Source organism: Sporosarcina sp. P13, from assembly GCF_002743055.1.
Taxonomy (GTDB): Bacteria; Bacillota; Bacilli; order Bacillales_A; family Planococcaceae; genus Sporosarcina.
The window spans coordinates 1-14,277 of record NZ_PDYM01000020.1 but is presented as its reverse complement, the minus strand read 5'-3'; the positions used below and the strand labels follow the sequence as shown (position 1 = coordinate 14,277).

Here is a 14,277-nt window from a genome sequence, read left to right as displayed (position 1 = left end):
AAAGGAGGAAATTATATGACACACGTGACGGAGCAAGTAAAAGCATATGGGAATGTCATCAATGGGGAGTCGGTACCTTCACGAGACGGAGCAACGACAACTAGTATTGATCCGGCGACAGGAGAAAAGTGGGCAGTCATCCCGTCTAGTAAAATAGAAGATGCCGAGCAAGTGATTCAAGCAGCACGTGGCGCATTTGAAAATTGGTCCAGTCTATCGGCGCGCACACGAGGTGACTACTTACGCAAAGTCGGAGATATGATCTCGGAGCACGCGACAGAGTTACTTGAACTTGAAACGCGCAATAACGGCTGGGTCCTCGATGAGTATGGCTATCTTGCAGAGGTATTGAAGCAAGTATGGTATGATGCAGCAGGTTCAGCCGCACTACTAGGCTCACAAGGTCGTACGGTACAAATGGGAACGGGTGATTTTGGATTTACGCTACGTAAGCCTTACGGAGTCGTGGTCGGAATCCTCCCTTGGAACGCACCGTTATTCACGTTTACGATAAAAGCAGCGTATGCGTTAGCCGCTGGAAACACAGTGGTCATAAAACCATCTGAAAGTGCAGCGGTCGGATCGTTACGCTACGGTGAACTCATTTCAAAAATCTTACCTCCGGGCGTACTCAACGTAATTTCGGGTTCAGGGCGAGTGATAGGTGATTACTTAGTCGCTCATAAAGAAGTAAACAAAGTAAGCTTAACGGGTTCAATCGGGACAGCTGAAATGATTACAAAAGCGACGGCAAAATCACCGAAGTCTTTAATCTTTGAACTCGGTGGGAAATCACCAAATATCGTCTTTGAAGATGCTGACATCGAACAAGCAGCGCATGGATTAATTAGCGGGATTTTTACACGAAACTCGGGTCAGCTCTGTGTTTCCGGATCCCGTATGCTGATCCAGCGCACAATCTACGATAAAGTCATCACACATATGAAAGAATTGATGACGGATAGTGAATTTGTCAAACATGGAGATACGTTAGATAAAAACAATACGATGGGACCAATCGCTAACGAAGCACAGTATAAGAAAGTTTGCTCTTATATAGATGAGACAGCGAAGGATGCGTATGAAGTCGTATTTGGCGGAACGTATGGCGGGGAACATGTATTGCCTGGTCAACCGGAATACGCGAACGGTTACTGGGTTGCGCCTACATTAGTGAAGGTGGCGGATAATGATCAAAAGCTGTGCCGTGAAGAAATCTTCGGTCCTGTGGCGGTCGCGATTCCGTTTGATACGGAAGAAGAAGCGATTCAAATCGCTAACGATACATGCTTCGGTCTTGCAGCTGGTGTGTGGACACAAGATTTAGGCAGAGCGCATCGTCTAATTGATAAGCTTCAAGCAGGTAATGTATGGGTGAATACGTATGCTAGAGTTGGAGCGGATCTACCATTTAGCGGAGTCAAAGAAAGTGGTTATGGATCAGACTCAATCCTTGAATACACGCAAGAAAAAGCTTGCGTCATCAACATTCGTTAAGTAGCAATAGAGAAGGATCTGCATTTGTGCAGGTCTCTTATTTTTAGCACGACAACTAGACTGAACATAATGAATATCGCTTGGCAAAATAACTGTCATGAAATCGATAGGAGGAGGTCACTTTATGGGTGAAGCAGTGACAAATGACAAGTCAATTCATCGAGGATTCTATTTAATCAGTTTTGGGGCGTTCTTTATTATGTTTAGTTTAGCAACGCATCTTCCGGCATACCCACATATGATTCAGGAATTTAACTTAACACCTGGTTATGCAGTATGGATGCAGTTAGGATTAGCGGTTGGTCTGACTGGATTCCAGCCTTTATTAGGTTGGATCGGTGACTCGTACGGATTAAGGGTAGTCATCTTAATCGGTGGGATTTTTATGATCCTTGGATCCTTACTCGTTGCGTTTTCATTTTCTTTCTGGATGCTCGTTCTCGGTTTATTCTTTAAAGGAGTATCAGGAGCAGCCATCGCACCATCAGGCATTGCTTACGCAGGAAGGTTTATGGAAGGTGCACAACGTGGTAAGGCAATCGGAACCTTTTTGGGCCTTATCACAATCGGTTCCGTGTTTGGACCGGTTATTAGTGGGATGATCGTAGATATAGTTAACTGGCAAGCAAGCTTTTTGCTTACGGCAGTTCTTGGAATGGTCGCACTTTCATTATTTAGCTTCGTACCAAAGATGAAAACAGTCAAGCGACACAAATTGGATGTACTAGGCTTGATTTTCGTTATCGTTCTATTACTCGGTCTGTTGACGATTCCTACATTCATTAATAGCTTTGGTATCTCATCTGGTAAGTGGATTCCATCATTCGTAGTTTTCCTAATCGCATTGACTGTGTTAATCTTCGTGGAGAAAAAGCAACATTCCCCATTACTAGATATTAACTACGTAACTAATCGTAATTTCTGGGTACCGACAACAATTGCTGTGTTTATTTTCTTAGGTTATACCGGTGTCATGTACTTAATGACATTCTTCGTGCAAAACGTGCAAGGAAAAGCCGCGACAACAGTCGGTTTCCTACAGATGGCTGTATTCCTAGGAACATCAGCAACCGCTTATTTCACAGGTAAAATGTTAAAGAACTTCTCTGCCCGATTGATTATCGGTACAGGTATTCTCGTATTCGCTGCTGGGATCATTATGTTGAACTTCGTTACGCTAACAACATCGTTTATATATTTGTTCATTACCATGAGTTTAATTGGGATAGGTGTAGGCTTCCAAACACCGGCTGTGAAAGCGCTCATTGTATCGAAAGCGGCAACAGATCGGATGAACGTCGTGACGTTTACGAATTCAGTGATCGAAACCATTGCACAAAGAATGGGTGCTTCGTTTGCGCTAGTGGCCTTCTCGATTTTTAGTGCAAACGGCAATATGGTAGGAGCGGTGTCCAATACTTCATGGGTTATCATGGTATTCATCGTACTAGCCTTATTGTTCTTACCACTGATTCCACGGGCCATCCCTGGAATTCATAGTAGTGAAGATTTAGTAGATGCACCGATTGTTCCCCTGCCTTTGAAACCTAAGGAATTAAAATAACGATTGCTTATAAAGTGCAGAAGCCTCGAAAATTTGTTTATGACAGAAGCAGTCCAGTACGTTCGTTATCATCGAACGTGTGGACTGTTTTTTTATGTGGTTTTTAGTCGTAATTACTTAACATTTCCAAAAGTTGCGAAAAGTGAATAGAGAATTGTGTGAAATTGTGATAAGCTAATCGAAACTTGCTGTTATTGGGGGTAATCGTGTTGATAGGTTCCGATATACATTTGAATGAAATGAATCATGTTGAAAAGCTAGCGAGTAAAATTGATGATTTTCAAGTGATTATTCTATATGATCGTCAGCCAAATCAATTTGATTATGATTATTTACTTCATTTCCCATCCGAGAAGTTAAAGAGAAAGATAGAGAGTACGCGTATCTTTCCTAGAAGCAAATCAGAAACTTTTATTGTACGGCAGCAAAAGTATGAAGAAAACTTTGATCTGTTTTACAAACTAAGAATTAAGGCAAGAAATGAAATGCTAGTGAGAATCACCGAATTCATGACAGCTAAATTTTACAGTACAAATGAACATCACCTCATACCTCTACTAGAAAATAAACCAACGCTTAAATGGGAAATACTACATAAACTCTTCCAAAAATACGAAGCGATGTTGAAATTGAATACACGGCTAAACGATGAACAATCATGGGAAGGGTTTAGAAAACTATTTAAAACGTATTTATTGAATCATGCGATTGAAGAAATGGTTCAGAAATATGGCTATGAGCACCTACACTCAATTGATAAAGAAGAGCTCAATCGATTATTTTTCCAAAAATTGAATAGTAATTTTTCCTCCAATGACAATTTTATCGATACCTTTACAGATGTTGTCAACATGTATATGAAAAAATGGATTCCAGAAATACTTGTTCAGTTTGAAGTGGAGAAAGACTCCATGAAGCAGATTACAGCTATGCTAGAATCGAGTAAGCCTGTAGCGGAACACCAGCATCTTGAAACGACAATAATGAATAATAATTTCACCGTGATGAGTAATCCCATTTACCAATTCATTACCGAAGCTATTTCCAATCGAAAGTTTATAGCGGACGAGTATGGCGAATGGCGAAGTGCCTCTATACAAAATAATTCACTAAACGGTTCTGTCCAATTAGTTCCTATTGAAAATGTACAATCATCCGGTTCTAAAGAGGCCATGCAAGAACTGGCCGAGCATGTAACGGAGTTAGATGTAGATGTTCTTGATACATTGTGCCATCTCTATTTAACGAGATCCTCAGACGCCACAGATCACGTCAAAATCCGTCTAGACGACTTATTGCATAGGCGGGGATTGAAAACAAAATTAGGGGGAACAGGTAGACGGGGTGGCTTTGAGAAGCAACAACGTAATCAAATTTTGAAAGCGCTTTCCGTTATACAAAGTTTATGGATTGAGATGGACACTATTGTAGTGTACGAAAAAGGAAAAGCGGTCAAGAAACCGATAAAAGGCCGCGCGTTTCTATTTACTACTGAAGAGGGTCATCCATATTCATTCTCTGTTGATCAACCAACTGACGTATTTCTATTGACTATAGGTGAGGCATTCGAGCATTTCTTAAGAGGATCAAGCAGGCAAGTGAAGTTGCAGCCAAATCAAGCGGTAGAATTTAACCCACATCAACGAAAATGGGAGAAAAAATTAATTCGTTATTTAAGTTGGCGCTGGCGTACACAAGCGCGTAAAGCGAGCTATCTTCAGCCGCATAAAATCAGTACATTACTCGAAAAGTTAGGCGTTCAAATAGATTCCCTAGCACCGTCACGCATTCGAGACCGCTTTGAAAAGGCACTTGATCTATTGGAAGAAGAAGGTGTCATCACGTTTTGGCAATACGATAATTGGGATGAAAACAGCGTGGCCAAAAAAGGTTGGCTTAGAATATGGCAGGACGCGACCGTTATAATAGCGCCGCCAGACGAAATTATTACCCATTATCAGCCGATCGAAAGAAAGATAAACGTAAAAAATCCAAAGGACCTTACTTTAGTAGATAGTAAGGCAGAAGTCTGTACTAAAATAGGTAGTGATTTTAAAGAGAGACGCATGAAATTAGGCATGACGCTACAGCAAGTATCTCATGAATTAAAGATTTCGACGTCCTATATAAGCAATATAGAAAGAGGTGAAGCAACGCCATCAGCAAGCGTATATAAACGGATGCGGGATTGGTTAGAGTAATATGAGATGGTTCGTCTAGTTATAAAATAAATATAATGAGTTAAGGCAACCTCCAAGGAGTTGAAGTTTTCTTAACCGTGCAAACTTATTGCCTATTTTAATAGCAATTATGGAATTTGAGCTGGCATGGGAAAGTAATGAAAAAGACAATGACGATAAGTAAATATCAAAAGGGTTGGAAATCTTAGTGATTTCTAACCCTTTTATCATTGATTCCAGATAACTCTACTACAGGTAATAGCGCGGTTAGAGGAGGCTTCGCTCGGTTGTGGGAGATCATAGTGAATTAAGTGCCGTCAATGGCAAAGTGTGATATCAGAAACGGACCAAAAGCAGCTGAGCGATTCACACGATGTAATAAATCATATAGTGAAGTATGGATAAGTAGTGTTCATAAATTTTGTAGAAATCACATTAAAAGTTGAAGAAAACTTGCGAAGTAATTATAATGAGACGTGCGCATAATTTGTCGAAAAAACCGCTTTCGTCTCACTATCGCAAGTATACTTTATAGTGATATAGAACTTCCTATAATTTATATTATGTTCGGGGCGTTCTACGATCTATACATATTCTATTCTCCATATTGGCCTCTCGCGCTAGCTTTCTAAGCGGTTTTTGTGATCCTTCGTCTTTATGTCCGTGAAATCTATATGATCTACACTGTATTCAATCACGTCGTTTATAAACAACTTATGCTCTTTAGCCAGCTCTTTAACGGACTCCAGTAATTCTTTATCATACGACGTTTTAAACTGGATTCGATCTGTTGGTCGTAATTCTTTATCATAATGAATCATTCCGTTCGCTAATACATTTAATAATCCGTTCTCCAATAAATAATTACTATACGTATCATGTTCATCCGATAATTCATCTAATTGATCTAAAATCGCCTGGCTAATATTCGTACGGAATTTCACACGCGTTTCATCTGTCGTTTGAATCATTTTACCATTTACTAATTTCCACATAAAAATTCCTCCTTATTATGAATAAACTCGTGATTTCGATCATTCACGAGTTTAGTTTTTGTAATCGCTTCGTTTGTTGCAAGTCTGTAATGTTTTCAGCGCCAACCGCAAACATCGCCATTCGTAATTCCAATTCTTTAACTTCCATTGATTGTAAAACTTTTTCAACTGACACAGTCGCTTCTTCTAATATCGCCCGACCAAAACCGACAAAATCCGCACCTAATGCAATACATTTAGCTGCGTCGACACCTGTTGCTAATCCACCGCTTGCAATTAATAGTTGATCTGCCAGTTGCGGCTTGACAGCACATAAAGAATCGGTCGTTGGAATTCCCCACTCACTAAATGCGGCTGCGGCTTGCTGTTTAATCGGATTTGTACGGTATTTTTCCACTTGACTCCACGATGTTCCTCCTGCTCCAGCTACGTCAATGAAGGATACACCGATATTGAGCAATTTTTGAGCAGTTGAAGCGTCAATTCCCCATCCGACTTCTTTAATACCGACTGGAATCGGTAAATCCGCACACAATTTTTCGATTTTAGAAAGCAATCCGCTAAAGTTCGTATTTCCTTCAGGCTGAATGACTTCTTGAAGAATATTTAAGTGCAAAACAAGCGCATCCGCGTCTGTATAGTCAATAATTTGACGACATTCTACTGCGGAAAATCCATAATTCAGCTGAACGGCGCCCAGATTCGCAATGATTGGAACGCTAGGTGCATATTTTCTAAGTGCAAAAGATGGTCGGAATGCTTCACTTTCGATTAGCGCGCGTGTCGATCCGAGCGCAAGAGCCCAACCGCGTTGTTCCGCTGCGATAGCTAAGTTACGATTAATCGTTTCAGCGAAATCCGCACCACCTGTCATTGAACTTACTAAAAACGGTGTGCTGCATCGTTTGTTGAAAAAATTCTGTTGTAGTTCGATATCATCAAATGCTAATTCTGGCAATGCGTTATGTATAAATTGATAGTTTTCTACGCCAGTCGTGATGCTGTTGCCTGTCACATGCTCCTCCAAAACGATTTGAATATGTTGTGCTTTTCGTTCATTCAGCTCTTTACCCACGATTCCAACTCCATTTCAAATTCATCTTGTAAATAGCCCGCTTACAGTAAAGTATAGCGGTTATACTGGCGTTTCACAAAATAAAAAAGGCCCTGATATGGAAATCTGGGCTTTGTTTGTCACCTATTGTTCTTAATATGTGGAAATCAATTGGCGTTTCCTTTGTTCATCCGTAATTTGTCCTTGTTCTAAATAGATAATTCGGTCGCCTAGACGTTCGGCTTCGTCCAAATCATGTGTGACGATGATGAATGGGATTTTCCACATTTCATGTAATCGCAACAGTTCATCCTGGCATTGTTTTCGTGTTTCTCTATCCAAAGCCGATAAAGGTTCATCGAGCAATAGAACAGACGGGCGTGCAGCAAGTGCTCTCGCCAAGCCGACGCGTTGCTTTTCTCCACCAGACACTTGGTGAGGATATTTATGTAGTAAATGTTCAATGCCAAGTACTTGCAACAACTCGACAATCATTTTCTGACTATCTTTTCGATTCTTCTTCTTGACCCCATACCAAATGTTCTTTTCGACAGTCATATGTGGGAATAACGCATAATCTTGAAATAAATAGCCGATTTGGCGTTCTCTTGCGGGCAATGGTTTTTGATCCGTGTCAAAAAACGTATGCGTATTCGAAACGATCAATCCGCTATCAGGATGCACGAGCCCAGCGATGCTATTTAAAATCGTTGTCTTTCCTGATCCAGACGGGCCGACTAGGACGAGGATTTCTGCTCCCATCTTAAATTGAATAGCCATCTCATAATGCGCTAGCTGTTTATGTATGTTGACGTGTAGCATATCATTGCCTCCTAGTCATTTATGTCCGCGTGAATCGTCGAATATTACGCTTACTCCACCAGTTCACCCATAAAATCAAACTGAATCCGAATGTAATGATGATCATCACCCAAAATGTCGCTTTTTCCATCTGTCCTGATTCCACCGCAAAATAAATCGCCATCGGTATCGTATCGGTTTTTCCGGGGATATAACCAGCAAGCATTAATGTTGCGCCAAACTCACCAAGTCCTCTAGCGAATGACAGCACCAAACCTGCTAGTAAACCTGGCCATGCAAGCGGAAAGACAATCGTATAGAATACACGCCATTCTGAAGCACCCATCGTTCGTGCGGCGTTAGACAGGCGTTCATCCAAACTTTCAAAAGCAGCCGCAGCACTTTGGTACATTAACGGAAATGACACGACAATGGAAGCAATAACTGCACCGATCCACGTAAAAACGATTTGGAAGTCGAACCATTCAAGTAACCAACTACCAATCCAGCCATTTTTACCGAATAACACGAGTAAACCAAAGCCAACAACAGTCGGTGGTAAGACCAGAGGTAATAGAAACAAGGCTTCGAGTATGCTTTTACCGAAAAAATCACGTTTTGCTACGTAATACGCAATCATCACGCCTACTACAAAAACAAAGAAAGTGGAGATGGCAGCCACTTTTAGCGATAAAATCAAAGGTGAATAATCCATTTCTAGCAAGCCCTCTCCTCCTGTTTTACTTGAATCCGAATTTCCGCAACGTTTCCATGCCAGCATCACTCGTTACATAATCTAAAAACTGCTGTGCAGCTTGCTGATGCTTCGAATCTTTCACGACTGCGCCAGGATAAACGATCGGTGCATGCCATGCTGCATTCGATTCAGCCAATACGTTTACGTCATCTGACATGAACGCATCACTTGAATAGACAACGCCTGCATCTGCATTACCCATTTCTACATACGTGAGTACTTGACGAACATCTGATCCTAGAACGAGCTTTTCTTGCAATGGCTCCCATAGATCTAAGGTTTCTAACGTTTCTTTCGTATAACGTCCAACCGGAACGGATGCTGGTTCACCTACCGCAAGATGAGCGATTGCTGCTAGATCGATGTCTTCAAATGAAGCGATCTCAATAGCCGAATCTTTAGGTGCAATTAAAACGAGTGCGTTTGATGCGAAGACTTTTCTTGATTCATTGTCGATTAAACCTTTTTCTTCCATCGAATTCATGTCTTTTGTACTTGCGGATAGGAATACATCGGATGGTGCCCCATTTTCAATGTTTGTTGCTAGTTTACCAGAACTACCGAAATTATACGTCAACCGAATCCCTTCATGCTTTTCCTCAAAAGGTCCTTTTAACTCTTCTAATGCATCCGTCAAACTGGCTGCGGCAGAGATCAATAACTCTACTTCTTCATTCGGTTTCTTATCTGTAGCTGAGCATCCTACAAATAGTGCTGAAAGAATGATAACTAGTACTGAAAATAAAAAACGTTTCACTATGAATCCCCTACTTAGTTTAGTTATATAGAAATATCATAATAGGCTTCAGAACACTTGTCAATTTTGCATTTTTTATTGAAATAATGGAAGATAGTTGTAATTAAAAAGAAGATGTCGGTGTTGCAATTGAAAAAAAATGGCGCGGCTACTAGACGTTGATTGATCAACAGTATGAATTGATGTTGATGAAAACGAAGGATAATCAAGCGTTACGAAACACCATAGAAAAAACCCGCCTTTGTACTAGGCGGGTTATTCTATGTCATTTTCTAATTCAACTGTATCATAATACATTTCTTCTTCCGTTTCATAGCGGTTATAACGCAACGTGAACAAGTAGAACGCGTGACTCGCTACGACCTTCAATAACGCATACGCAGGAATTCCAAGAATTACGCCCGCGACGCCGAACAATGAACCAGCAGTTAGCAACACGAAAATAATCGTAATCGGATGAATATGGAGCGATTTCCCCATAATCTGTGGCGAAATGAACTTTCCTTCTACAACTTGAACAATCGTCCAAACGACAGCTAGCTTAACGAGCATGAACGGTGACGTGACAATTGCGATAATGACGGCTGGTGTAATCGCGATGACAGGTCCGAGGTACGGCACGATACTTGTGAACATCGCTAAAACTCCAAGCAATAACGCATACTTCATTTTAATAATAAGGAATCCAATCGACACCATAATACCGATCGCAATGGCTACTAAAATTTGTCCTTGGATATATGCACTAATTTGTTTATCTGCATCTCGGAAAATAATCAATGCATCATTGCGCAAACGGGGTGGCAACACACGTAAAATCATCTGTGGAAGCTTCTCCCCATCTTTCAGCAAATAAAACAAAATTAGGGGTACCGTAAATAAACTTAAGATGATTCCAGTAAGTGCAGAAACGAATGATGTTACGCCAGATGCGATACCACCGATTGTTTCCGTGAAAAACTTACTGATGCTATTAAAACCTGAATCTAAGAACGTATTGACGTTAAAGTTGAAACCTTCGTAAATCGGAGCGAATATGGAGTTTCGTAAAAAATGGTCCGAATCCAAAATTAGTTGTTTAAAATACGAAGGAAATTCATCGAATAAATTGATGGATTGCTCTCGTAGAAACGGTAGTACTAAGAAAACGAGTAATGTTAGTAATCCAGCAGCAGCTAAGAAGATGATTAAAATCCCATATACACGTGGAATTTTAAGACGCATTTCCAAATAACGTAGAATCGGTCGCATTAAATAGTATAAAATTGTCGCCAACACGACTGGCAAGACGACTGTCGAGAAAAACACTTGAATCGGATAAAAAATAAATGACACTTGTGTGAAGATTAAGATGATCAATCCAATGAACAATAAACAAAGCAGCACGAATAACGTAGATTGACCACCAAGAAACCCAACAATTGGTGAAGTCGATCGGGCAGACCAAATATCCCGTAACGAACTTTTTCTAGGTGGCTGTCTCAAAATCCCGCTTCCCCCTCTTAACGATCCCTTATTGCGTTGCTAAAAACGAACGGATCGCTTCTCTATTTTTTTCTAAATTTATTTCAATGACCGAACCTGCATGACTATAGGTTGTAAATGAATAGCTTTTTTCTACAGGGATTCGTAATGTTTGAAGATCTAATTTCCGTTTAGCTAAAATGGTCATAACTTTTGCTAGTTCATCTTTAGATGTTAAGTCCGTTTGAACAAAGTTGTCAAGTGCCCCCGCGACTTTCGGTGCTTGCATAATAGTCTGCATACTAAATAGCTCGTCCTTCACTGCTTGAATGACTTCTTGCTGTCGGTTGACACGACCGAAGTCCCCTTCATTATCCGCTCGGAACCTCGCATAGCCTAACAATTCCTTGCCGTTTAATCGTTGTACACCAGGCGTCAGTGTCACACCGATTTTTTCGGACATTTCTTTCTTTACATTCATTTCTAAGCCTTGCGGGAAGGCGATGTCCATAATTGACTCGAAATTATCAAAATCTACGACTGCGTAATGATGAATCGGAATATTGAACATGCCCGAAATCGTTTCTTTCGCGGTTTGCACACCGCCTAAATAGTAAGCAGTATTTAATTTATACGATTGGTAGCCAGGAATCTGTGCGTAAATATCTCTCATAAATGAAATGAGCCGCGCAGTTCCATTTGCTTGATCCCAAGAAAGGACCATCATCGTATCTGTACGATATTTACCTGAACCGTCATTGTCGATTCCAAGTAATAAATAGTTTTCCGTTGTCGGGTTTTTTGGGTCTAGTAGATCGCCTTGAAATTCTCCAGGGTCAATTACACTTCCTGCTGTCATCGCTTTACCTTGTTTATATTTTACATAACTATACGCTGATATCATTGTGATGAAAAGCAATAGAAACACGATGAAAACCCTAGCGATTCGGAGTTTACGTCTCTTTTTTCTACGTTGCGGTATATTTCCCTCTAGTTGTTCGTCCATGATGCTTTCATTCCTCCAGTATCCCTGTAGTCCTATAGTACAGACGTTTCTATCAGACAGAGGTTGCGTCTAGTGCGACGTCTGTAGCGGCTGTTTTTCGATCCGTAACGCTAGCACTAGCATGTCCAAAAATAATAGAAGAAATACGAATAAAGAAACCACCTAATGCATGGAGTGCGACAATAACTATCGCAACTTCAAAAGAATGAGGGATGTTTTCGGTCGCAATAAAAAGGCTCCTTTGTTCATGTAAAAAAATTCATCTAACTTTCATTCCTTATCGTAAACCGAAAATGAAAACAGTACCAGTCCAAACGTTTCATTTCACTCCTTTTTCATGTATAATAGGAGCATTGTGAATTTAGGAGGATTTAGTATATGTTAGCAGTCAGTAATGTAAGTCTTCGCTTCGGCGACCGTAAGCTGTTTGAAGACGTCAATATACAATTCAATCCAGGCAATTGCTATGGATTAATTGGAGCAAATGGTGCGGGAAAATCAACATTCATTAAAATCGTTTCAGGTGAACTAGAACCACAGACAGGTAACGTGATCTTAGGTAAAGATGAGCGTCTAGCTGTTTTGAAGCAGAACCACTTCGAATATGAAGAGTTTGAGGTTATGGAAACTGTCATTATGGGACATAAACGTCTCTATGAAGTGATGAAGGAAAAAGATGCAATCTACATGAAAGAGGATTTCTCCGATGAAGACGGCATGCGTGCAGCTGAACTCGAAGGTGAATTCGCTGAAATGAACGGGTGGGAATCAGAATCAGAAGCTTCTGTACTCCTTCAAGGTCTAGGCGTTCCTGAAAGCCTACATCATGTAAAAATGTCGGAACTCGAAGGATCTGACAAAGTAAAAGTATTACTTGCACAAGCATTATTTGGTAAGCCAGACGTTCTATTACTGGATGAGCCAACGAACCACTTGGACTTAAAAGCAATCCAGTGGCTTGAAGAATTCTTGATCAACTTCGATAACACGGTTATCGTCGTTTCACACGACCGTCATTTCTTGAACAAAGTGTGTACGCATATCGCAGATCTAGATTTCAGTAAAATTCAAATTTATGCAGGTAACTATGATTTCTGGTATGAATCTAGTCAACTTGCATTGAAATTATCTCAAGAGCAAAACAAGAAAAAAGAAGAAAAGGTTAAAGAATTACAAGCCTTTATCGCGCGTTTCAGTGCCAACGCATCGAAATCAAAACAAGCAACTTCACGTAAAAAGACACTCGAAAAAATCGAGTTAGACGATATTAAGCCATCTTCTCGCCGTTACCCATTCGTTAACTTCACAATGGGCCGCGAAATTGGTAATGATGTCTTGACGATAAAAGACGTAACAAAAACTGTAGATGGTAAAACGCATATTAAAAATGCTACGTTTACACTTGGTAAAGAAGACAAGGTCGTATTACTTGGTAATCCACTAGCTAAATCGGCATTGCTTGATCTACTTGCTGGGGAAACCGAGCCAGATGCAGGAGAAATCAAATGGGGCGTAACGACAACGCGTGCTTACTTCCCTATCGATAACTCCAAGTTCTTTGAAGGTTCAGAACCAACACTAGTTGATTGGTTACGTCAATACTCTCCAGAGGACGAAACAGAAACATTCCTACGCGGATTCTTAGGTCGTATGTTGTTCTCAGGCGAAGAAGTAAAGAAAAAGCCAAGCGTCCTATCAGGTGGAGAGAAAGTTCGTTGTATGCTATCTAAAATGATGCTTACAAGCGCGAACGTCATCTTACTGGATGAGCCAACAAACCACTTGGATTTGGAATCGATTCAAGCATTGAACAACGGATTGATCGCGTTCAAGGGCGCAATGGTCTTCACATCACATGACCATCAGTTCATCCAAACAATCGCTAATCGCATTATCGAAATCAACGATGATGGAACAATCTTTGATAAGATGATGTCCTATGACGAGTATTTGCAATGGAAAGGCCAAAAAGCATAATTCGAGCACCAGCCGCTTTCTCTTTTGGGAGGAAGCGGCTTTTATGATTTGAAAAGTATAAGTGAATAGGTAAGATATCGTTACGCTGCGCTCCAGGCGGACGCGTTTGAACTGCACCCCAAAACTTGGACACATTTAAAATGAAAAGGATGTGGTTTAAGTGGGGAAAATAGATGTGGAAGAAAAGATTCAAGCTATTAAACGATATGTTGAAGGTAAAGAAAG

Annotated in this window: 11 protein-coding genes; 4 read left to right on the top strand and 7 right to left on the bottom strand. The window is 40.6% G+C overall.

The window, feature by feature from the left end:
- Positions 1-15: 15 nt before the first annotated feature.
- From CSV79_RS10265 to CSV79_RS10255, 3 genes are all read left to right on the top strand, one after another.
- The gene (locus CSV79_RS10265) at positions 16-1,497 is read left to right on the top strand and encodes an aldehyde dehydrogenase family protein (RefSeq protein ID WP_099688963.1); all 1,482 of its coding nucleotides are present in this window, start codon (positions 16-18) and stop codon (positions 1,495-1,497) included.
- 124 nt (positions 1,498-1,621) lie between these two features.
- Positions 1,622-3,061, top strand: coding sequence for an MFS transporter (locus CSV79_RS10260; protein WP_099688962.1), 1,440 nt, complete (start codon positions 1,622-1,624; stop codon positions 3,059-3,061).
- Positions 3,062-3,270: 209 nt separating this feature from the next.
- The gene (locus CSV79_RS10255; protein WP_099688961.1) at positions 3,271-5,262 is read left to right on the top strand and encodes a helix-turn-helix domain-containing protein; all 1,992 of its coding nucleotides are present in this window, start codon (positions 3,271-3,273) and stop codon (positions 5,260-5,262) included.
- A 599-nt stretch (positions 5,263-5,861) separates the two neighbouring features.
- On the opposite strand, the gene CSV79_RS10250 is transcribed toward CSV79_RS10255, so the two are convergent.
- The 7 genes from CSV79_RS10250 to CSV79_RS10220 form a co-directional block, all read right to left on the bottom strand.
- Positions 5,862-6,236 carry an rRNA methyltransferase gene (locus tag CSV79_RS10250; protein WP_099688960.1) on the bottom strand — a complete coding sequence of 125 codons (375 nt, stop codon included), beginning with the start codon at positions 6,234-6,236 and terminating at the stop codon, positions 5,862-5,864.
- A 43-nt stretch (positions 6,237-6,279) separates the two neighbouring features.
- Entirely contained in the window at positions 6,280-7,311 is a 1,032-nt protein-coding gene (fni, locus tag CSV79_RS10245) for a type 2 isopentenyl-diphosphate Delta-isomerase (RefSeq protein ID WP_099688959.1), read from the bottom strand.
- Between the two features lie 132 nt (positions 7,312-7,443).
- Positions 7,444-8,112: an ABC transporter ATP-binding protein gene (locus CSV79_RS10240; RefSeq protein ID WP_099688958.1), complete on the bottom strand. Its 669-nt coding sequence runs from the start codon at positions 8,110-8,112 to the stop codon at positions 7,444-7,446.
- A 19-nt stretch (positions 8,113-8,131) separates the two neighbouring features.
- Positions 8,132-8,806 carry a molybdate ABC transporter permease subunit gene (gene modB / locus CSV79_RS10235; protein WP_199171905.1) on the bottom strand — a complete coding sequence of 225 codons (675 nt, stop codon included), beginning with the start codon at positions 8,804-8,806 and terminating at the stop codon, positions 8,132-8,134.
- 25 nt (positions 8,807-8,831) lie between these two features.
- Entirely contained in the window at positions 8,832-9,608 is a 777-nt protein-coding gene (gene modA, locus CSV79_RS10230; RefSeq protein WP_369824947.1) for a molybdate ABC transporter substrate-binding protein, read from the bottom strand.
- 252 nt (positions 9,609-9,860) lie between these two features.
- Positions 9,861-11,054 carry an AI-2E family transporter gene (locus tag CSV79_RS10225; protein ID WP_099689002.1) on the bottom strand — a complete coding sequence of 398 codons (1,194 nt, stop codon included), beginning with the start codon at positions 11,052-11,054 and terminating at the stop codon, positions 9,861-9,863.
- Between the two features lie 64 nt (positions 11,055-11,118).
- Positions 11,119-12,075 carry an LCP family protein gene (locus CSV79_RS10220; RefSeq protein ID WP_099688955.1) on the bottom strand — a complete coding sequence of 319 codons (957 nt, stop codon included), beginning with the start codon at positions 12,073-12,075 and terminating at the stop codon, positions 11,119-11,121.
- Between the two features lie 378 nt (positions 12,076-12,453).
- Here CSV79_RS10220 and CSV79_RS10215 point away from each other — a divergent pair, with 378 nt between their 5' ends.
- The gene (locus CSV79_RS10215) at positions 12,454-14,052 is read left to right on the top strand and encodes an ABC-F family ATP-binding cassette domain-containing protein (protein ID WP_099688954.1); all 1,599 of its coding nucleotides are present in this window, start codon (positions 12,454-12,456) and stop codon (positions 14,050-14,052) included.
- Positions 14,053-14,277 lie beyond the last annotated feature (225 nt).